We start from the raw sequence: 19,095 nt of genomic DNA, 5'->3' as shown, positions 1-19,095 counted from the left end.
ACGGCTTTTAAAATCGCGCACGCGCGCGCGCCCATAGCGAAGGAAGAGACCTTCAGGCGTATAGCGGGCCTCGAATTCCTTGATTTCGTCCGTAGGTGTTTTTACCGATGAGGTCATTTCCGCTGGGTTCCGATGCACAATATACGAGCACCCTGCCAGCTAGAGTTTAAAAATCACTTATCTTTCGTAGAAAAATCAAAGCAATTTTATACCTTTACTTACCATCCGTGCCTCGGCGGCTTTTAGGGACCCGTCCAAATCAATGGCGCGACAGGCCGCGCGGTCAACTTCGACATCTAGCCCAAGGCCCGCCGCGTCGAGGGCCGAGTAGAAAACGCAATAATCCGTTGCCAATCCGACAAGGCGCACCAAGGTAATGCCGCGCGCCGACAAATACCCCGCAAGGCCCGTAGGTGTGACGTGGTCATTTTCAAAGAACGCGGAATAGCTATCAAGGGACGGGTCCATACCTTTGCGAATAATGACGTCGGCGGAGTCTGTCCGTAAATCGGGGTGGAATGCGGCGCCGTTTGAGCCTTGGATGCAGTGATCTGGCCAGAGGACTTGCGGACCATAGGGCATCTCGATCATTTCAAACGGGGCTCTATCAGCGTGAGAACTCGCGAAGGACGCGTGTCCTGCGAGGTGCCAGTCTTGTGTGAAAACACGGGTTTGATACTGGCCAAGCATGTCATTGATGAGGGGGACAATTGTATCGCCATCCGTGACGGCCAAGGCACCCTTTGGGCAGAAATCATTTTGGACGTCGATAACAAGGAGAGCTTCGTTGGCGGGGCGCATGGAGGAAACCTTTCGTTTTAGGATTGGTAAGAGGCCATTTGTCCTGCGTCAACTGTAGCCCTTGCGAGCGGGCCATCATGCGCTTATTTAAACGTCCATGACAGTTGTAGCCGCCTTATATCATTTCACCCGTTTCGCCAATCCCGACGCCCTGCGCGCGCCCATCCTTGCGCTTTGTGCCGAGGAGGGAATCAAAGGATCGCTTCTGGTCGCAGCCGAAGGCGTGAACGGAACGGTTGCCGGACCGCGCGCCGGTGTTGATCGTTTGCTGGTGCATCTGCGCTCGCTTCCAGGATGCGCGACGCTGGAGCATAAAGAGAGCCCCGCCGCCGAGATGCCGTTTGGGCGGATGAAAGTGCGCCTTAAGAAAGAGATCGTGACGATGGGGCAGCCCGACGTCGATCCGACGGCGTCAGTTGGGCACTATGTTGCGCCCAAGGATTGGAATGATCTGATCACACAAGACGACGTTGTGGTGATTGATACACGCAACGATTACGAAGTCGCCATCGGGACGTTTCAAGGCGCGATAGACCCTGAAACCAAAAGTTTTGGCGAATTCCCCGCATGGTGGGAAGCCAATAAGGATCGCTTTCACAACAAGCGCGTGGCGATGTTTTGCACAGGGGGTATTCGCTGCGAGAAATCGACGAATTACCTGATTGGGCAAGGGGTTGAGGATGTGTTTCACCTTAAAGGTGGCATCCTGAAATACCTCGAAGAAGTTCCTGCTGACGACAGCACGTGGGAAGGCGAATGCTTCGTCTTTGACGGACGGGTGTCGATTGGACATGGCCTGACGGAAGGGCCGCATGTTCTGTGCCACGCCTGTCGGCAACCTGTTTTGCCAGAAGACACCAAGCGCCCAGAATTTGAAGATGGGGTGAGTTGCCACTTGTGTTACGACACCACCTCTGAGGATCGCAAAACGCGGTTCCGCGAACGGCAAAAACAAATCGCCCTCTCGGCGGCACGTGGCGAGCGCCATTTCGGGGCACATAGCTAGCCTGTTAAAAACGCTGCCCTACATAGATATAATATGTGTCTTCACCCGTATCCGCGCGCGCAGCATCCATCGAAAAATCCAAAGGGAATTTTTGGGAAAGACGGAAGCGCAAACCAACGCCGCCAGAGGACCTAATATTTTTCGATGTCATATCTGAAAAATCGGGACCTACATTGCCTAGACCCGCAAATACCACATAGCCTAGACGATCGGTGACGACGCCGCGAACCTCGGCCTGAACCGACACCAAGCTGTTGTTCAAAACTTCCCCAAAAGCAAAGCCACGAAAAGCATCAACCGTGCCAAGACCACATTGGTCAAAGAAAGGAGCGCCTTCGGATGCGTTACAAATCGTTGCCTGCGACGCAACGACCAAACTATCGTTTACGCTTGTGTAATTATCAAGTTTTGCAATCGACTTGGTATATGTGCGCTCAAAAACTTTACTTTCAACAATGTTATAATTGCTATTGATCGACAGATGTGAGCCCGCAGTTGGATAGGTTGAGTCATTGCGCGTATCAATTTCAAACATTGGGCCGATTTTCCAAATTTTCAAATCGGCGTCTCGCTCTAAGATTGGCGGCAAACTACCCGATGAATTTAGACCCAACTCGGTTTCAACGTAGGCGGTATTCAATCCAAGGCGTATCGCGTCCGTAAGACCGTATTTCAAAGTGAAGTTTACCAGCCGACCTTCCTGCTCCAACGGAATTTTCGGGCCATGGCCGTCGAAGAGAGAATAATCGTAGTTCAGCGAGACTTCTCCCAGCGTTAAGGCCAGATTCCAACGGTTCTCGTCCCACGCAATATCGCCTGAAATGCCATAGCCAAAACTACCATTGTCGGTTTTAAATCCGCCTAACCCCACATAGGAATCGTCCGAGACATCGTCCATTGCAAACAAATACCCCGCACCAAGCGCAAACCCTGAGCCCAGCGTAGGGTTCTTAATTGGAATAGGCGCTGCGACGAAACTGCCATGGGTAAAACCAAAGGCGCTCGCCTCCTGAGCCACAGTCGCTTCACCATTCGCCGTGGATTTCCCCAACGCTCCCTGCGCATGTGCCCCCGCCAAAGGGGTTAGAGTCGCCAGAAAGCTCAAAGCTATGTTTTTCAAATGCATTGTCGGCAATCTTTCATTTACTTTGAGGGGTCCGTAAAAATTCATTTCTTCAGGCCGGATACTAGGGGCAATTGTTCAGGGTTTCTAGGATTAAGCGCTATTCTTTTCGCAAAATTGCACCAAGATCAATGCGTGGCGTTAGACGGGTTGTCTCGGCAGGGGGACGCTCTTTTTCTCCCAATCGTGCAATGATCAAAGCCGCGGCACGGTTGCCAATTCCTCGGCGTGGCGACACGGACGTTGCCATACGACACGGCAAAGCCTGAACGAATTCCAAACCGTTAAAACCCACAATTGCCACAGCGTCGGGGATGGAAATGCCCTGCGCCATACAGGCAAATCCTCCGCCCGCCGCCATGTCGTCGTTCGAGAAATAAAGACAATCGAGCGTCGGCGACTCTAATAGAATCTCTTCAGTCAATCGGCGCCCCAACACCATTGAGGATGCCGCGTCGGTGGTTTTTTCCGAGACAAACTCAAGACCATGCTCCGCAAGCGCGTATCGAAACCCGTCGAGGCGTTTGCGCGCACGAACGTCCACGGCCCCCACATAGCCAAACGCCCGAAACCCGCGCTCCAACAACGCCTCAGCCATCGTTTTTCCCGCGTCAAAATTCGATATTCCCACACAACAATCCACGGGATCACCGTCCAAATCCATGATCTGAACAATCGGAATGTCGGCGTCTCGCAACAAGGCGCGGGTCTCTTCGGGTTGATCGAGCCCTGTCACAATTAGGCCCGCCGGACGCCAAGACAGCATTTGGCGAATAATCCGATATTCGCGTTCTGGATCGTATTCCGTCACGCCAAAAACCGGCTGCAAGCCCGTGCCTTCGATTTCCTCCGCGATACCGCTCAACACTTCGGGAAACACGGCGTTGGTCATGGAGGGCACGATCACGCCGATCAAATCGGACGCTCGATTGGACAGGGACGTCGCCAACGGGTTGCCCACATATCCAAGGGCACGCGCGGCTTTTTGGACGCACTCATAGCTTTGCTTGGAAACGCCTTGCGGCGAACGCAGCGAACGGGACGCGGTCATTTTGCTCACCCCAGATTTCAAGGCGACATCCGCGAGTGTTGGCCGTTTTTTTGCCACGAGACCTCCTCATGCGACAGCGACTTTAAGGCAGTTTAGCCAGAAACCAACCGGAGCACACCCTTGACTTTCAGTTCCCCCTCGCCCAATGTATTCATTAAATGGTATCGGTACCAAAATTCGGAGCACGTTGGATGGCCAAACTCAAAACAGCCGTGATTGGCCTTGGTTCGATGGGCTGGGGCGCGGCGATCTCGCTTTTGCGGGAGGGGCTTCCGACCGTCGGGGTGGATATTCGATCCGAGGTTTTGGCGAAGTTTGAAGCAGAAGGTGGCACGACGACCACCTCCCCCGCTGAGGCGGTAAAAGACGCAGATATCGTCTTTATTTTCGTGGTGAATGCCGCCCAGACCGAAGCGGTTTTGTTCGGAGAAAACGGGGCTGTTGCAGCGGCGCGCCCGAATACAATTTTCGCCCTCTGCGCCACGATGCAACCCAATGATGCCATCGAGCTTTGCGAACGGATTACCGACGCTGGAATGCGCGCGCTGGACCTACCCGTATCAGGTGGCGCGGCCAAAGCCTTAAGTGGTGAAATGACCCTGATGGCAGCGGGCGATCCCGCCGATTTTGAACGCGCGGCGCCCGCCCTTGACGCGATTGCCACCAAGATTTTCCGCCTTGGCGATACCCCCGGAATGGGCTCGCAAGTTAAAATGATTAACCAGCTTCTTGCAGGCGTTCATATCGCCGCAACCGCAGAAGCCATGACCCTTGGCGCGGCGGCGGGGATTGACCTGAAAACCCTGTATGACGTGATCAGTTCCTGTGCAGGGACATCTTGGATGTTTGAAAATCGAGGCCTGCACATCGTGAACGGCGATTACACCCCGCATTCGGCAGTAGATATTTTCGTCAAAGATCTTGGGATAGTCGCCTCCGAAGCCGAAGCCCTTGGATGCCCAACGCCCCTGACGGCGACATCTTTGGCACTGTTCAAAGAGGCAAGCGCCGCCGGTTTAGGCCGCGAAGATGACGCGGCGGTTGCCAAAATTCTCGCGGCCAAGGGCGGGGTTTCCCTGCCAAACCTTCCGCAAAATTAGGAGAAGACTATGAGCGTTGTTTTGGGCTGTATCGCCGATGATTTCACAGGTGCCACGGATATTGCAGGCCTGTTGGCGCGCAGTGGCGTGAAGGTTTCCTTGCGGATGGGCCTACCTGAGGAGGCCCCCGAAACATGCGAAACCTCGGCCTTTGAAGTGATCGCCTTAAAATCGCGCACGGCCCCTGTCGCGGAGGCCATCGCGGAAACGCGGGCCGCGCTTGACTGGCTCAAACGCGCGGGGGCGAAACGGTTTTTCTGGAAATATTGCTCCACTTTTGACAGTACAGCCGAGGGAAATATTGGTCCTGTGGCCGAGGCGCTTATGGCCGATCTGCAAACCTGCCAGACAATTTACTGCCCTGCGTTTCCCGAAAACGGACGGAGCATTTTCATGGGGAACCTCTTTGTCGGGGAGCAGCCATTGGCGGAAAGCCCGATGAAAGACCACCCCCTCACCCCGATGTGCGACAGTAATTTGATGCGCCTGCTTGCCCCCCAAGTGCAGGGCGAGGTTGGGCTGGCCAATCGGCTTTGTGTGGCAAAGGGTGCGGAAGCCCTTAGGGCGCGCCTCGCAGAATTGCGCGCGGATGGGATTGCCCATGTGGTGGTTGATGCGGTGGCGAACGAGGACCTATATACCATCGCCGAAGCGTGCCGCGACATGCCGCTTATGACGGGGGGCAGTGCGGTGGCGATGCCCCTGCCCGCGCTCTATATGGCGGACGGCACGCTGTCATCAGACGCAGAGAAAGTGCAGAAACCTGTGCTGCCGGAAGGGGCGATTATTCTCTCGGGAAGCTGTTCAAAGATGACCCGCGTCCAAGTTGCCGCGTGCTTGGAAACGGTCGCGGGTTATCAGCTTGATCCGTTGGAACTGGCGGCAAAGGGAGTAGACGCGGCCCGTGCGTGGCTTGCCAAACAAGATCCGTTCGCGAGCAAACTGATCTATGCCACGACCGACCCCGATGGCGTACGCGCCGCACAAGACAAGTTTGGTACTGCCAAGGCAGGCCAGATTGTCGAGGATGCACTGGCGCAATTAGCGATTGATGCACGCGACGCTGGTACCCGCCGATTTGTCGTGGCGGGCGGGGAAACCTCAGGCGCCGTGACGAAGGCGTTAAAAGTATCGCGCCTGACCATCGGATCCGAAATCGCGCCCGGTGTCCCTTGGACATATTGCGAAAGCGACGGACATGAGATTGCGCTGACGTTAAAATCGGGTAACTTTGGCAGTGAAACCTTTTTCGCAGATGCGCTGGAAAAACTAAACGAAAATTGAGGCTCAATGGCACTTCCTATTTCGGCAAACCTTGGCTTTTTATGGAAAGAGTTGTCCCTGCTTGAGGCTATTCGCACCGCGAAGAATGCGGGTTTTGATGCCGTTGAATGCCACTGGCCCTATGATACGGACCCAAAGGACGTGCGCGAGACACTCGAAAGTGTCGACATGCGCATGCTTGGCCTAAATACTGCGCAAGGCGGTGCGGGTTTGAATGGGCTTTTGGCCGTAGTTGGGCGGGAGGTCGAAGCCCGCGCTTCGATCGATCAGGCGATTGCGTATGCCGCAGCCATTGGAACACCAAATGTGCATGCGATGGCGGGTTTTGCGCGGGGGGATACGGCGCATAATTGCTTTGCTGAGAATTTGAAATATGCCTGTGGTGAAGCCGCCAAACATGGGATCACAATTCTGATTGAACCCCTTAATACCTATGATGCGCCAAATTACTTTTTGCAAACTACGCCTCAAGCTGCGGCCATTATCGCGGAGGTTGAGGCGCCTAATCTCAAACTCATGTTCGATTGCTATCATGTGCAAATAATGGAAGGGGATTTGAGCCGCCGTTTGATCAAGCTTCTACCGCTTATCGGCCATGTTCAGATTGCCTCCGTACCCGAGCGCTGCGAACCTGATTGTGGGGAAGTGAACTATGCCCATATTTTTATGCACTTGAGCAAGATAGGCTACGACGGCGCCATTGGTGCGGAATACAAGCCCGTCGCAACCACCGACGCGGGCCTTGGTTGGCTCAAAAACGGGACTTTGTTTTAGACGCACACCCGCGCTCTTAACAAACATTGACATGCGCACAAGTTGGGTTCATCGATACCCCCTAACACAAAAACTGGAGTTCATATGTCACGCCCAATTGCCCTTATTACCGGTGGTGCCCAAGGCATCGGATTTGCTTGTGCCCAAGCGATTGCAGAGAATGGTGCACGGATTGTTGTCGCCGATATTAACGGAGCAGGCGCGCAGAAAGCCGCAGAAGAATTGGGCAATGACGCCGTTGCAATTACCTGCGACATGAGCGATCCCGCCCAAATCACCGCGATGTTTGATAAAATCGAAGCTGAGGTTGGCAACGTTTCCGTCCTTGTAAACAACGCGGGCGTGTCGATCCCCTCAGACTTCCTTGAAACCTCGCTTGAGGATTTCCAGAAAGTTCTGAGCATCAATACGATCGGCGTTTTCCTTGCCACACAGCGCGCGGCGAAAACCATGGTCGCGAACGGCATCAAAGGCGCGATTGTAAACATGTCGTCGGTCAATGCGGTGGTCTCGATCCCAACCATCGTCGCCTATTGCACGTCTAAAGGTGGCGTAATGCAGATGACAAAAGCCACGTCGCTTGCGCTTGCGCCACACGGCATTCGCGTTAATGCGGTTGGACCCGGCTCTATCGACACTGAAATGTTGTCGAGCGTGAATGGCAACCCAAAAGCGATGGAAACACTGCTGTCACGAACACCGCTTAAGCGCCTCGGTACGGCGCGTGAAATCGGCGATGTGGTGGCGTTTTTGGCTTCCGAAAAGGCCAGCTATATCACGGGCGAGACGATTTACGTCGACGGCGGACGTCTTGGAATGAATTACACCTGCTAGGCGCTTTTGGCGGGCAGATAAATAAAAAAGGGCCGCGAGTTAATCGCGGCCCTTTTTGCATGTGTCAGGAAGGGGCGGTTAACGACCCATCCAACCGCCATCAACGGTTAGGACGGTGCCATGCACATAATTCGCCGCGTCGGATGCGAGGAAGACCGCAGGGCCGGCGAAGTCTTCAGGCTGGCCCCAACGGCCCGCGGGAATGCGTTCAAGAATGGAGCGCGCGCGGTCCGGATCGTCCTGCAAAGCTTGGGTGTTGTCGGTGGCGATATAGCCGGGTGCGATGGCGTTGACGTTTACGCCTTTGCCCGCCCATTCGTTGGCCAGAGCTTTGGTTAATTGCCCGATTGCGCCTTTGGATGCCGCATAACCTGGAACGGTAATGCCGCCTTGGAAAGTCAAAAGCGAAGCGGTGAAGATGATTTTCCCAGAACCGCGCGCAACCATGTTTTTGCCAATTTCGCGGCTAAGAACAAACTGGGCGTTCAAATTAACTTCGATAACTTCGTCCCACATTTCGTCGGGATGTTCAGCGGCAGGGGCACGTTTTATTGTGCCCGCGTTATTCACCAAAATATCAATTGTGGGATGGTCCGCTTGGACAGTTGCGGCAAAAGCCGTGACAGCTTTGCGATCGCTGAAGTCACATTGGTAGGCCGAGAAGGTGCGGCCAAGGGCTTCGACTTCCTTGGCAACGGCGCTTCCTGTTTTTTCAAGCGAAGCACTGACCCCGATGATATTCGCGCCAGCAGCCGCGAGCGCGACTGCGATGCCTTTGCCAATGCCGCGTTTACAGCCAGTGACGAGGGCAGTTTTGCCCGTGAGGTCGAACGAAGGTAGAGAAGACATTTTGCAACTTTCTGAGGTATTTTGAGAAGCGACGATCACACCACCTAATGATTTAACGATAGAGCTTGGTTGGAAGCCACATCGACAATTCCGGAATGAACGTCAGCAAGAGGAGCACCGAAATCAGCGGAACCAAGAATGGAGCCGTCGCCACAACGCAGCGCTCAAACGGCACATCCGACACCTTGGCGAGCACATAGAGAACCATGCCAACAGGCGGAGTGAGCAAGCCGATCATCAAATTCAAGATCAGGATAATCCCGAAGTGCACCGGATCAACGCCGACCGTCATCGCCACGGGCAGAAGCACAGGAGTCAGAATCGTAATGGCGGCAATTGTTTCCATGAAACACCCAACAACCAGAACAATCAGCATCATGATCAACAAGATTGCGGTTTTGTTATCCGTGAAGCCCAACAACTCGTTTGCAAAGGACTGAGCAACCTGTTCGGACGTCAAAATCCATGCGAAAATGGTGGAGGCGGCGACGATCATCATGATCGAAGCTGTGGTCTCAACTGTGTCCATAGAAACGCGCAGGATGCGTTTAAAATTCAACGTCCGGTAGACAACAAGCCCGAGGAACAAGGAATAGACAACAGCGGCAATTGCGGCTTCGGTTGGAGTAAAGATGCCAAAGAGGATACCGCCAACAATGATGATCGGGGTAAACAAGGGCAAAATCGCTTGAACAAATGCCTTCAGGAATACGTTCAACCGAAAGCGGTCATCGCGGGGGTAGTTGCGAATTTTCGCATAGACCGCAACCATGATCATCAGGGAAAAAGCCATCAGAAGACCGGGGATAAGACCCGCAGCGAACAGCTGTCCGATAGATGTGTCCGCAATAACACCGTACACCACGAGGGGAAGGGAGGGCGGAATTATCGGTCCGATTGTTGAGGAGGCGGCCGTGATGCCAACCGAGAAATCCGTGTCATAGCCCGCTTCACGCATGGCTTTGATTTCGATGTTCCCGAGGCCACCCGCGTCAGCAACCGCTGCGCCCGACATCCCAGCGAAAATGATGCTGGCACCAACGTTTACGTGGCCGAGGCCCCCGTACATCCAGCCCACAGCCGATCGTGCGAACGCGAAAATTTTCGTCGTCACACCAGCCGAGTTCATCAAGTGACCCGCCATGATAAAAAACGGGACTGCGATTAACGGGAAGCTATCAATCCCCCCGACCATACGGTGCAAAACCACCATGCTTGGCACACCATCAATGAGTGTGAACGCAAGCGACGCAACACCCAGTGCAACCGCCACAGGGGCTCCTGCAATGAGGAGCAGGAAGAGAATAATAAAGAGAAGGGCCAAAGCCATAGTGCTGCTCGCTATCTATTTTGGAACGTCATGCAAGGCGCTCTCTTCGATTTCACGAAGGACGTCTTCTGGCGACTGACGGATTTTGTGGATGAGCCACCAAAGGGAATACAATGCCATCACAGCGAGGCTGAATGAGACAGCGTAATAAAGGGCGTTCTTTGGAAGCTCCATCGAGGCCATTTTAGTTTTTGTTTTGAGAGCAAGCTTATACGCCTGAAGCGACATAAAGGCCCAAAACAGCATCGTCAGGACCTCCATCGCGACGGTAAGCCATTTGCCCACGACAGGAGAGAGGTAACGATAGAAGAATTCGAGGAAAATATGCGTGCCTTTACGACTTACCGAAATTGCCCCGAAAAAGGCAACAACAACAAGAACGTAACGCGCAAGCTCTTCGGTCCAAGCGAGGCTATCGTTCAACACATACCGCGTGAAGAACTGTACGAAAACCACAATTGAGAGACCCCATAGGGCAATAAGACCCGGCAAATCAGCAGTGCCGAAATCCGAGATGTCTACTTCCGAGTCCATGAAAACGAATTCAGAGCGCGCGTCTTGCGCGCCCTGACTGTCGTTGGGATTGTTCATTTCTGTTCCCACAATCCGTTCAGATCAAAGCTCGCCGAGGCGCTTGTAGTGATCCAAAGTGTATGGAACGCCGTCGCCTGTAAGCAGTGGTTCTACAGCAGCTTGGAATGGTGCTTTGTCAACTTCATTGACCGTAATGCCTTGATCGCGAAACCAAGTGATCAGGTCTGTCTCAGCTTGGTAGATTTCATCCGACGACTTCTGAGCGGCTTCTTGGAGAACTGCACGCACAATGGATTCGTCTTCGCCCACACGCTCGAGAGCGTCATCGGAAGCGATGATCAAGAGTGAGTTCAGAATGTGACCTGTGAGGTTAATGTTGGATTGAACCTCATAGAATTTTTTGAACTGAATTGTTGGTAGCGGGTTTTCTTGGGCATCAACAACACCTTGCTGAAGCGCAAGATAAACTTCGGAGAACGCCATTGGAGTTGGGTTTGCGCCAACTGCATTCGGGAACATCAACATCAGCGGCGAGTTAGGCACGCGGATCTTAAGACCCTTCATGTCTTCTGGCACCAAGATTGGCACATTGGATGTTACGTGACGCTGACCATAGTATACGAGGCCCAAAACTTGGTTCCCTGTGGCCTCGTGGTAACCTTCGGACAACTCAGCAAAGAGTTCGCTTTCACGATAAGATTCCCAGTGGTCAAAGCCACGCATGATGAAGGGGTAATCGGAAATGGCGATGGGGCCATAATACCGCTCAACAAAGCTTGGGCCGGTATAGATAACGTCTACAGCGCCGATGCCGAGACCTTCGTTGATTTCAACTTCTTTCCCAAGCGAGGACGCTGGAAAGACTTTCATTTCTACGCGTCCGTCAGTTAGCTTGGCAATCTCTTCTGCTGCCCATTCCGCGTTTTTATGATACGGCGAACCGATCTCATAAACATGCGCAAACTTTAGAGTTTCCGTCGCAAATGCAACCGAAGCGGATGTCATTGCAAGTACGCCTGCGGCCAAGGCCGTCGTGATTTTAGTAAATTTCATTGTATCCTCCCATTAGCTTGAAAAACTCCAAGCCTATCCAAATCGCCCAAAAAAACAGAGCTACTGCGTTTCTTGACGGCTTCTAGTATAATTAGTATACAAGTTAATAACGAAATCAAGGTGGAAAATTTTCTTCATTTTGAACAGCTTGGTTTAGAAGCCTTGAGGAATCACCCTGGGAGGGGAAGAGATGGCAAAGCCAATTGTTGCAAGTTCGCCTGCCCAACGTCGCCGTCGCGCGCCGAATTCTGCCCCAGAGGGCCGCATGGGTTTACTCAACCGTTCAACCTCCACAATTTCGGATTCAATCTACAACCGCTTGCACGCGCAGATCATTAGCCTCGAGCTTCCTCCGGGCACGCCAATTTCGGAAAACGCGACGGCGCTCGCCGAAGGTGTAAGTCGTACGCCCGTGCGCGAAGCGATCCTACGTTTATCGGACGAGAAGCTGGTTGAAGTGGTGCCAAAATCGGGAACCTTCGTCGCAAGGATACCGGTTTCCGCCCTCCCCGAAGCGCTTATTGCACGTCGCGCTCTTGAGGCGGTGACCGTGCGCTCGGCTACACGTTTGGCCACACGCAGCCAGATTTTGAACCTTCGGGCCTGTGTTGAGAGACACCGAGAAATTACGGACCGAGCGAACATAAGCGCCCTTCATTTGGTCGACGAAGAGTTTCACGCGACCATCGCCTCAATTGGTCGCCTCCCCGGCCTTTGGAAGCTCATTCAACAGGTTAAAGTGCAAATCGACAGGTATCGATGCTTAACCCTAAAGCTACCAAAAGAGCGACGCGCCGAAATGGTTGAGAACGAACATGTGGCGATTATTGAAGCCATGGAAAACGGCGACGGGGATGGCGCCGTTGCAGCAATGGAAGCCCACCTAACGGGCCTACAGTTGCATTTTGCAGTCGGGATCGAGTTGTACCCCGATTATTTCATTCATGACATCGACTTGAATGATTTCGCCGAAATTTAAGACCTCAAACGGGAAAATATAGCGCTCGCCGATAGAGGTGCCACGTCGCGTGTCCCAAGATCGGTAGTGCAATGAAAAGTCCGAGGAAATAGGGCAGCATGGCCGCAAGCATCGAGAGGCCGATGACCCCCGCCCAAACCAACATGACGACCTTATTTTCGGCAACTGTTTTTACGGAAACAATCATTGCCGTCACAAAATCGATTTCCCGGTCCAAAAGAAACGGCAGGGAAACCACGGTCAGTGCATACACCAGTAACGCGACCAAACCGCCAACGATAAACTCAAATCCGATGAGCATCTGTCCTTGAGGTGTCGCGAATATTTCCCACGAGGTCGAGATATTGGTGAGTGACATATTGCCCAGAAAAAGGGCCAGCGACATGTGGGCGAAGAAGCTCCAAAACAGGAAAATGATGACCAGAATTGCGCCAACCCATGGGACTTGCCGCCCCCGTTCGCGCCAAACGACGCCCAAAATATCCGACCATCCCAACGGCTCGCCAACCTCAAGCCGCCGACTGACCTCATAGAGGCCAACCGCGGCAAAGGGCGCCACGAGGGGAAACCCAAGCGAAAGCATGAGAGTCCACGCAAACGTACCGGCGCCACTGACACCGAGGATAATGCCGCAGATCACGTAAAAACTGCTGAAAAATATACCAAAAAGCGGCGCCCGTTTAAAATCACTCGCGCCCATTGCAATACAGGCCCGAAGCTCAAATAGGGTAATTTTGCCAATTTCTGGTGGGTCCGAGGCCTCTAGCCGTGGGTTGTCGTGTGTGTCCTGCATGCGTTGCGTATCCCCTTTGGCAAAGGCTAGCCTGCGACTAGACGCAAATCAATCGTGAGGACGCGTTCGCGGCACGTTGATGCCAAGTTTTGCATCCACGCGCTCGGTAATTTCATCTAGCGAGATTTCCAGTTGAAGCCGCAGACGTTCCATTTCGACCTCTGACACTTTGCGCGGCACATCGTGCGGCCACCGCTCGCAATACCGAACACCTTTGTTAAACGGCCACGCCACCATAGCTTGATCCCACGATGCTCCGAAAATCTTGTGCCGCTTGGTTGCAAATGCGGCAACAAAAATTGGGCAACCGGTTGCGCGCGCCCAAAGCAAAGGCGCGGTTTTGGCAACGCGGGCGGGGCCAGTTGTTCCGTCCACCGCGATCCCCACCGAAACGCCCTCGCGCATTTTTCGTAGAACCTCGCGGGACATAGAAAAACCGCCCTCTCCCTTGGGCATCGCGATGGTTTCAAATCCAAATTCGGTTTGCACGAGTCCAGCCATGCGCCCGCCCTTTGCTTCCGACGTTAGCGAGCAAATTCGTCCCGCTTTGAGGTCAAACAGATACGGCGCCATGAGGAGGCGCTGGTGCCACAGAACAACGATGATCGGACCGTTTTTAAGTGCGGCGCGCATGTCCTCAAAGCCTTCGCTTTCCCAACGGGTTGTCAGCCAAACAAAGCGCACATAATTGGCAAGAACTTTGGCGACAATCCGGTTGAAGACCCGACTGTTTGCTATCTTTTTCCCAAGCGATTGTTTCTTTTTCCCCGACATCTATTTCCCCGAGCGATTTTTGTTTTCTGGAAGGTGTCCCCTTAAGGCCTTCGTTGGTATGTTAAACACCCGCGAAAGGGAACGCCAATCATGGGCGTGCCACACCTAAAGCAGCGGAGCGAACAGACGCGCGATCGGCGCACCGACGCGCAATAATCTCGACTTCTCGTTAAGGTTATAGGCCACCACTTTGCAACGCGTGAAATCTTCTTCCAACATTGCCGCCACCGCGCACGCGGCTCGCTTGTCAAAAACCATGACCGTTGCTTCGAAATTTAACCGACAGGAGCGGTTGTCCATATTTGTTGTACCAATTGATGCGATTGCCTCATCAACGACCAGAACTTTCTGATGCATAAACCCGTCTTGATACTTCAAAATCTTCACCCCGACCTCTCGCAGTTCGTCAAGAAAGGCGAAGGCGGCCAGCCAAGTGATGTAATGGTCAGGGCGTTCAGGCACCATGATACGAACGTCAACTCCACGCAGGGCCGCTAGTTTCAGGACGGTCAAAATATCGATATCTGGAACCAAATAGGGGGAGGCAATCCAAATCCGGTTTTCCGCGGCGGAAATAGCGGCACAGAAATAGAGGCTGCCTGTTTCAAGAGTATCCGCAGGGCCCGTCGCCATAAGCAGCGCATCCATATTTGCGGGCGCACGTGTGGGTGACCAATTCAGATTGTCCCCCAAAACCTGCTTTGTCGCCCAGTGCCAGTCTTCGGAAAACACGAGTTGGAGTTGCAACACGACAGGCCCGATCAGGCGGCAATGCGTGTCGCGCCATGGCCCAAACCCGGGGTCACGCCCCATGTATTCGTCCCCAACATTGAGGCCGCCTGTAAACCCAATCACGCCATCAACCACCAAAGTTTTGCGATGATTTCTAAAGTTGATTTGAAACCGTGTGCGTGGCCCGTGAAGAGAATGGGCATTTACAGTCTCGATGCCACTATCTTCGAGGTCAGCCAAATATTCAGTGGGGAGTTTTGAGCTTCCAACCGCATCAAACAGGAGGCGCACGTGGACACCCCGACGCGCGGCATCAATGAGTTTCTGTTTAAACTCGCGGCCAAGGGTATCGTTTTTGATGATATAGAACTGAACGAGGATGTAGTTTTTTGCGTCGTCAATGGCCGCAAAAATACTCGAGAATGTTGCGGCCCCATTTATAAGGATCTCAATGGAATTTCCCGAAACTATGGGGGCCTGCGCGATATTCTCAAACGTTTGATACCCAACATTGTCGTCATCGCCGACGGCTTCAAATTCTTTCGCGTACTCCGCAATTCTCGCGATAACGCTCCCTGAATCCCGACGTGCAACAATGTACCCTTTAAAGCGGAAATTCCCAAGAAAGAGGTAGGCAGGAATGCCGACCATCGGCAGAGCAAGCAGTAGGAACACCCATGCCACGGACCCCTGTGGCGTGCGCGCAGACGTCACCGCGAAATAGGCGAAAAGCACAGCCGTCGTCCAGAGAACAATGGTACCGACCAGAAGGAGAAACACCAGCATCGCTACCCCTTTCCTATTGCGGTTTAAGTTTGGTTTTCGCTTTGCTTCATCTCAATGAGGGCTTCATTGAACGAGGCTCCCAAAATCAAAAGAGCGGCAAGCAAATACAGGAACATCAACCCGGACATCACGCCCGCAAGACCCGCGTAGGTCACGCTATAGTTCGCGAAATTCCCCAAATAAAAGGTGAACACCTTTGCAAAAACGGCCCAAAGCACGATTGTCAGCAAAACACCCGGCCATACGGACCGAAACGATCGCTTGGCGCCCGTCAGAATGGTATGACATGCAAAAACGCCGAAGATCAGGGGGGTCGCGGCCAGTAACACGCGCAACAATTCGTTATTGAGCACTTCTAGCGGCAAAATTGGAATCACATCCTGAAAGTACGAAAAGTAGATCGGCAGGCCAACAAGAAGGACAGCCACGCCAATTAAAATAACCGTGCCACTCAAAACGAACAATATACAGGTTAGCCGCTTGCGCCAATAGGGCCGGAGGTCTGGTCTACGATAAGATTTTGATATCGCGCGTCGAATAGCATCAACACCCGTCGATGCAAAGAAAACGGTGAGGAGCAAGTTCAATGTGAGAGTCTGCCCAGTGCCTTGGGCCAGAACCGCACGTAGTTCACGCATAATCGGTTCGGCGACAACATCGGGCCAACCGCCAAAAATCAATTCCATCATTTCGGTGGTATTCAAGCTTGTGGTCAACTGACCAGCCAATGCGAGCAGGAAGATCGTAAACGGAAAAATGGCCATCATAATGGCCATAGCAACGTGGCTGCACATTATCCAACCATCGCGAGAATCAAAATCTTTGAGAGCGATAAAGAACGCTCGAAAGACCTGATTAGTTGTCATTTGTCGGGCCCATTGTCAAAACTTTCGCCCCCCTCGCAGCAGAACTACGAGGGGGGAAGTGTATTAAGCCGTGGCGGCTTTGCTATTCAGAGACATCATAATCAGGGAAACGCCGCTTGAAATCAACTCAATAGCCAACAACACACCAAGAATCGTAACGGCAGATTGAGGAAAGTCTGAGAAAATCATCAAAGCCAAGATAACCGACAACGCGCCCGAAATAAGGACAGGCCAAAAAGCGCCCGTTCCTTTGAGAGAGAATGAGACGACGACTTTGGTGATGCCGATCACAAGGAACAGAATTGCAACCAAAAGGGTTAGCGAGATAATCCCAGCGAACGGATTATTTAACAAGGCAACGCCAAGCACAATGCTCACACCGCCAGCAAGAGCTGGCCATACCTTACTACCCGTACCCTCATGTTTGAGCGCCGCATAGAGCTGTACGACGCCACCGATCAGGAACGACCACGCCGCAATTGCGGTCGCCGTGAGAGTTGCGGCAAGGGGATTAGCAAGTGCGAGAATGCCCCCAGCGACGAGGACGATTCCAGCGATAAACCACAATAACCAATGTTTCATTTTATATATCCTTTTGATGGACTTAACCTAAATCAGACTCTGCGCATAATAACCTTCGTCAGGCGACAATTCTAATGGACTTACGAAATTTGAGTCGGTGCGCAGTAGATTTTGTGCAACACAGATAAGACGGCTTCAGCTTCCTTTGAGGCGACGCTGTAATAGATCGTTTGCCCGTCGCGGCGTGTTTTGACCAGCTCTGCGGCGCGTAGCTTTGCCAAATGGTGAGACATTGCAGGCTGAGACAGTCCGCAAATTTCAGTGAGCACTTGCACCGATTTCTCGCTCCCTAAAAGATGACAAAGAACCTTGAGTCGCACGGGTTGTGATAGCATATTCATTAAATGAGCTGCGGCGTCCAAATGATCGTCCAGCGCGTTGATTGAGATATCCATGAATTTACCCCTTGTATATACGCAAATGCTTATATAAGTATTTATCAATAGAAACGCCGAAACGCAAGCCGTTCTGTGTATCTAAGTAAGAAAACAAATGTTGTCTCTACCCAAAAACGCTCTCTTTAGTACTAGAACTTCTAAACTATCGTGAGGTTCAACCATTTGGGAAAGGCGCCAATGCCGAACTAGGAGGACGCTATGTCTGGTTATCCCGTTGATATGAAGCAAAAAACAAATGTTGAGGCCTTCTTTGATGAGGCGACAAATACCATCAGCTATGTGGTCTCAGATCCGGACACCAAAACCTGCGCCGTCATCGACAGCGTGATGGATATTGATTACGCTGCGGGTCGCATAACCTATGAGCACGCGGACAAAATCATCGCATTCATTCGCGAAAACGGCCTTACCCTAGAGTGGATCATCGAGACTCACGTCCACGCCGATCACCTTTCGGCCGCCCCTTACATTCAAGGAAGTCTTGGCGGGAAAATCGGCGTTGGCGACCAAATTTTGGTGGTTCAGGACACCTTCGGAAAAATCTTCAATGAAGGCACCGAATTCCAACGGGATGGTAGCCAATTTGATGCGCTATACAAAGATGGCGACACCTATAAAATCGGATCCCTGAACGCGTTTGCGATGTACACACCGGGCCACACGCCAGCCTGTATGGTTCATGTCGTGGGCGACGCTGCGTTCGTCGGCGACACGTTGTTCATGCCCGACGGCGGCTCAGCACGGGCAGATTTCCCAGGCGGAGATGCGGGCGAACTCTATGACAGCATCCTCAAAGTATTGAAACTGCCTGACGATATGCGGTTGTTCATGTGTCACGATTACGGACCAAATGGCCGTGATATCGCATGGGAAACAACCGTGGGCGAAGAAAAGGAACACAATATTCATGTCGGAAAAGGCAAAACACGCGAAGAATTCGTGAAATTCCGGACCGAACGCGACGCCACGCTCGGGGTTCCAAAACTTATCATTCCGTCGCTTCAAGTGAACATGCGGGCGGGTGAAGTTCCGCGCGACCCAGACGGCAACCCCATGCTTAAAGTGCCCGTAAACAAGCTCTAGATCCAAGGAGATCCAAACGTGTCTAACATCAGAAAAGTCACAGAGATTTTCTCTGTGAGTGAGCAAGTATTGCCCAGCCAAATGGAAAAAATTGCAGAACTTGGGTTTAAAACAATCATAGATAATCGCCCCGATGGCGAAAGCTTTGACCAACCCAATTTCGTTGAGATCGAGTGCGCCGCGCAAAAACTTGGCCTTAAAGCGATCTATATCCCTGTTGTGAACGGTCAGCCCACCGAAGCCGCCGCAAAGGATTTAAAAGCGGCACTTGGCGATACGCCGACTCCGGTCCTCGCCTATTGTCGTTCTGGCGGTCGGTCGATGGCTCTGTGGACACAGGCAATGGAAAGTTAACTTAGGCAA

The 19,095-nt window shown here is 52.7% G+C and carries 21 protein-coding genes; 8 read left to right on the top strand and 13 right to left on the bottom strand.

Going from position 1 to position 19,095, the window contains the following annotated elements; genetic code table 11:
- Nucleotides 1-195: 195 nt before the first annotated feature.
- Nucleotides 196-801, bottom strand: a complete 606-nt coding sequence (pncA, locus tag RC74_RS06515) for a bifunctional nicotinamidase/pyrazinamidase (protein ID WP_039000312.1) — start codon at nucleotides 799-801, stop codon at nucleotides 196-198.
- A 97-nt stretch (nucleotides 802-898) separates the two neighbouring features.
- On the opposite strand from pncA, the gene trhO reads away from it, so the two are divergent.
- A complete protein-coding gene (gene trhO / locus RC74_RS06510) occupies nucleotides 899-1,807 on the top strand; it encodes an oxygen-dependent tRNA uridine(34) hydroxylase TrhO (protein ID WP_039000313.1) in 909 nt (302 codons plus the stop codon).
- Between the two features lie 4 nt (nucleotides 1,808-1,811).
- Here the strand turns inward: trhO and RC74_RS06505 are convergent, their stop codons facing one another.
- Both RC74_RS06505 and RC74_RS06500 read right to left on the bottom strand, forming a co-directional pair.
- A complete protein-coding gene (locus RC74_RS06505) occupies nucleotides 1,812-2,933 on the bottom strand; it encodes a BamA/TamA family outer membrane protein (RefSeq protein WP_052274594.1) in 1,122 nt (373 codons plus the stop codon).
- 97 nt (nucleotides 2,934-3,030) lie between these two features.
- A complete protein-coding gene (locus RC74_RS06500) occupies nucleotides 3,031-4,038 on the bottom strand; it encodes a LacI family DNA-binding transcriptional regulator (RefSeq protein WP_039000315.1) in 1,008 nt (335 codons plus the stop codon).
- A 134-nt stretch (nucleotides 4,039-4,172) separates the two neighbouring features.
- Here RC74_RS06500 and ltnD point away from each other — a divergent pair, with 134 nt between their 5' ends.
- The 4 genes from ltnD to RC74_RS06480 all read left to right on the top strand — a co-directional run bounded on the left by ltnD (nucleotide 4,173) and on the right by RC74_RS06480 (nucleotide 7,973).
- The gene (gene ltnD / locus RC74_RS06495; RefSeq protein WP_039000316.1) at nucleotides 4,173-5,081 is read left to right on the top strand and encodes an L-threonate dehydrogenase; all 909 of its coding nucleotides are present in this window, start codon (nucleotides 4,173-4,175) and stop codon (nucleotides 5,079-5,081) included.
- Between the two features lie 9 nt (nucleotides 5,082-5,090).
- Entirely contained in the window at nucleotides 5,091-6,365 is a 1,275-nt protein-coding gene (gene otnK / locus RC74_RS06490; RefSeq protein ID WP_039000318.1) for a 3-oxo-tetronate kinase, read from the top strand.
- 6 nt (nucleotides 6,366-6,371) lie between these two features.
- Entirely contained in the window at nucleotides 6,372-7,139 is a 768-nt protein-coding gene (locus tag RC74_RS06485) for a hydroxypyruvate isomerase family protein (protein ID WP_039000319.1), read from the top strand.
- Between the two features lie 84 nt (nucleotides 7,140-7,223).
- Entirely contained in the window at nucleotides 7,224-7,973 is a 750-nt protein-coding gene (locus RC74_RS06480) for an SDR family NAD(P)-dependent oxidoreductase (protein WP_039000320.1), read from the top strand.
- A gap of 78 nt (nucleotides 7,974-8,051) precedes the next feature.
- Here RC74_RS06480 and RC74_RS06475 read toward each other — a convergent pair whose 3' ends face one another.
- The 4 genes from RC74_RS06475 to RC74_RS06460 are packed head-to-tail and all read right to left on the bottom strand — an operon-like array spanning nucleotide 8,052 to nucleotide 11,739.
- Nucleotides 8,052-8,822 (bottom strand): SDR family oxidoreductase, encoded by a 771-nt coding sequence (locus RC74_RS06475; RefSeq protein WP_039000321.1) that lies wholly within the window; start codon nucleotides 8,820-8,822, stop codon nucleotides 8,052-8,054.
- 52 nt (nucleotides 8,823-8,874) lie between these two features.
- Entirely contained in the window at nucleotides 8,875-10,152 is a 1,278-nt protein-coding gene (locus RC74_RS06470) for a TRAP transporter large permease (protein WP_039000322.1), read from the bottom strand.
- A 15-nt stretch (nucleotides 10,153-10,167) separates the two neighbouring features.
- The gene (locus tag RC74_RS06465) at nucleotides 10,168-10,743 is read right to left on the bottom strand and encodes a TRAP transporter small permease (RefSeq protein WP_052274595.1); all 576 of its coding nucleotides are present in this window, start codon (nucleotides 10,741-10,743) and stop codon (nucleotides 10,168-10,170) included.
- A 24-nt stretch (nucleotides 10,744-10,767) separates the two neighbouring features.
- Nucleotides 10,768-11,739, bottom strand: a complete 972-nt coding sequence (locus RC74_RS06460; RefSeq protein WP_039000323.1) for a sialic acid TRAP transporter substrate-binding protein SiaP — start codon at nucleotides 11,737-11,739, stop codon at nucleotides 10,768-10,770.
- A gap of 190 nt (nucleotides 11,740-11,929) precedes the next feature.
- On the opposite strand from RC74_RS06460, the gene RC74_RS06455 reads away from it, so the two are divergent.
- Complete coding sequence (locus RC74_RS06455; protein WP_082802204.1) at nucleotides 11,930-12,718, top strand: GntR family transcriptional regulator; 789 nt, start codon at nucleotides 11,930-11,932, stop codon at nucleotides 12,716-12,718.
- A 4-nt stretch (nucleotides 12,719-12,722) separates the two neighbouring features.
- On the opposite strand, the gene RC74_RS06450 is transcribed toward RC74_RS06455, so the two are convergent.
- The 6 genes from RC74_RS06450 to RC74_RS06425 form a co-directional block, all read right to left on the bottom strand.
- The gene (locus tag RC74_RS06450; protein ID WP_039000324.1) at nucleotides 12,723-13,511 is read right to left on the bottom strand and encodes a DUF2189 domain-containing protein; all 789 of its coding nucleotides are present in this window, start codon (nucleotides 13,509-13,511) and stop codon (nucleotides 12,723-12,725) included.
- Nucleotides 13,512-13,559: 48 nt separating this feature from the next.
- On the bottom strand, nucleotides 13,560-14,285 hold the full coding sequence (locus RC74_RS06445) for a lysophospholipid acyltransferase family protein (RefSeq protein ID WP_039000325.1): 726 nt from the start codon (nucleotides 14,283-14,285) through the stop codon (nucleotides 13,560-13,562).
- A gap of 105 nt (nucleotides 14,286-14,390) precedes the next feature.
- Nucleotides 14,391-15,803, bottom strand: coding sequence for a cardiolipin synthase (cls, locus tag RC74_RS06440; RefSeq protein ID WP_052274596.1), 1,413 nt, complete (start codon nucleotides 15,801-15,803; stop codon nucleotides 14,391-14,393).
- A gap of 23 nt (nucleotides 15,804-15,826) precedes the next feature.
- Nucleotides 15,827-16,669, bottom strand: a complete 843-nt coding sequence (locus tag RC74_RS06435) for a YihY/virulence factor BrkB family protein (protein WP_039000326.1) — start codon at nucleotides 16,667-16,669, stop codon at nucleotides 15,827-15,829.
- Nucleotides 16,670-16,732: 63 nt separating this feature from the next.
- The gene (locus tag RC74_RS06430) at nucleotides 16,733-17,251 is read right to left on the bottom strand and encodes an HdeD family acid-resistance protein (RefSeq protein WP_039000327.1); all 519 of its coding nucleotides are present in this window, start codon (nucleotides 17,249-17,251) and stop codon (nucleotides 16,733-16,735) included.
- 80 nt (nucleotides 17,252-17,331) lie between these two features.
- Nucleotides 17,332-17,646: an ArsR/SmtB family transcription factor gene (locus tag RC74_RS06425; protein ID WP_039000328.1), complete on the bottom strand. Its 315-nt coding sequence runs from the start codon at nucleotides 17,644-17,646 to the stop codon at nucleotides 17,332-17,334.
- A gap of 201 nt (nucleotides 17,647-17,847) precedes the next feature.
- Here RC74_RS06425 and RC74_RS06420 point away from each other — a divergent pair, with 201 nt between their 5' ends.
- Together RC74_RS06420 and RC74_RS06415 are read left to right on the top strand one after the other, a co-directional pair.
- Nucleotides 17,848-18,732: an MBL fold metallo-hydrolase gene (locus tag RC74_RS06420; RefSeq protein WP_039000329.1), complete on the top strand. Its 885-nt coding sequence runs from the start codon at nucleotides 17,848-17,850 to the stop codon at nucleotides 18,730-18,732.
- 18 nt (nucleotides 18,733-18,750) lie between these two features.
- The gene (locus RC74_RS06415) at nucleotides 18,751-19,086 is read left to right on the top strand and encodes a protein tyrosine phosphatase family protein (protein ID WP_062628157.1); all 336 of its coding nucleotides are present in this window, start codon (nucleotides 18,751-18,753) and stop codon (nucleotides 19,084-19,086) included.
- Nucleotides 19,087-19,095: the final 9 nt, after the last annotated feature.

This window comes from Falsihalocynthiibacter arcticus, assembly GCF_000812665.2.
Taxonomy (GTDB): domain Bacteria; phylum Pseudomonadota; class Alphaproteobacteria; order Rhodobacterales; family Rhodobacteraceae; genus Falsihalocynthiibacter; species Falsihalocynthiibacter arcticus.
The sequence above is the reverse complement of the archived record's forward strand: the minus strand, read 5'-3'. Positions and strand labels throughout refer to the sequence as shown.

Excerpts from the sequence above, each read along its gene's own strand:
- pncA (WP_039000312.1), bottom strand. The coding sequence starts at position 801 with ATGCGCCCCGCCAACGAAGCTCTCCTTGTTATCGACGTCCAAAATGAT.
- trhO (WP_039000313.1), top strand. The coding sequence starts at position 899 with ATGACAGTTGTAGCCGCCTTATATCATTTCACCCGTTTCGCCAATCCC.
- RC74_RS06505 (WP_052274594.1), bottom strand. The coding sequence starts at position 2,933 with ATGCATTTGAAAAACATAGCTTTGAGCTTTCTGGCGACTCTAACCCCT.
- ltnD (WP_039000316.1), top strand. The coding sequence starts at position 4,173 with ATGGCCAAACTCAAAACAGCCGTGATTGGCCTTGGTTCGATGGGCTGG.
- otnK (WP_039000318.1), top strand. The coding sequence starts at position 5,091 with ATGAGCGTTGTTTTGGGCTGTATCGCCGATGATTTCACAGGTGCCACG.
- RC74_RS06485 (WP_039000319.1), top strand. The coding sequence starts at position 6,372 with ATGGCACTTCCTATTTCGGCAAACCTTGGCTTTTTATGGAAAGAGTTG.
- RC74_RS06480 (WP_039000320.1), top strand. The coding sequence starts at position 7,224 with ATGTCACGCCCAATTGCCCTTATTACCGGTGGTGCCCAAGGCATCGGA.
- RC74_RS06475 (WP_039000321.1), bottom strand. The coding sequence starts at position 8,822 with ATGTCTTCTCTACCTTCGTTCGACCTCACGGGCAAAACTGCCCTCGTC.
- RC74_RS06470 (WP_039000322.1), bottom strand. The coding sequence starts at position 10,152 with ATGGCTTTGGCCCTTCTCTTTATTATTCTCTTCCTGCTCCTCATTGCA.
- RC74_RS06465 (WP_052274595.1), bottom strand. The coding sequence starts at position 10,743 with ATGAACAATCCCAACGACAGTCAGGGCGCGCAAGACGCGCGCTCTGAA.
- RC74_RS06460 (WP_039000323.1), bottom strand. The coding sequence starts at position 11,739 with ATGAAATTTACTAAAATCACGACGGCCTTGGCCGCAGGCGTACTTGCA.
- RC74_RS06455 (WP_082802204.1), top strand. The coding sequence starts at position 11,930 with ATGGCAAAGCCAATTGTTGCAAGTTCGCCTGCCCAACGTCGCCGTCGC.
- RC74_RS06450 (WP_039000324.1), bottom strand. The coding sequence starts at position 13,511 with ATGCAGGACACACACGACAACCCACGGCTAGAGGCCTCGGACCCACCA.
- RC74_RS06445 (WP_039000325.1), bottom strand. The coding sequence starts at position 14,285 with ATGTCGGGGAAAAAGAAACAATCGCTTGGGAAAAAGATAGCAAACAGT.
- cls (WP_052274596.1), bottom strand. The coding sequence starts at position 15,803 with ATGCTGGTGTTTCTCCTTCTGGTCGGTACCATTGTTCTCTGGACGACG.
- RC74_RS06435 (WP_039000326.1), bottom strand. The coding sequence starts at position 16,669 with ATGACAACTAATCAGGTCTTTCGAGCGTTCTTTATCGCTCTCAAAGAT.
- RC74_RS06430 (WP_039000327.1), bottom strand. The coding sequence starts at position 17,251 with ATGAAACATTGGTTATTGTGGTTTATCGCTGGAATCGTCCTCGTCGCT.
- RC74_RS06425 (WP_039000328.1), bottom strand. The coding sequence starts at position 17,646 with ATGGATATCTCAATCAACGCGCTGGACGATCATTTGGACGCCGCAGCT.
- RC74_RS06420 (WP_039000329.1), top strand. The coding sequence starts at position 17,848 with ATGTCTGGTTATCCCGTTGATATGAAGCAAAAAACAAATGTTGAGGCC.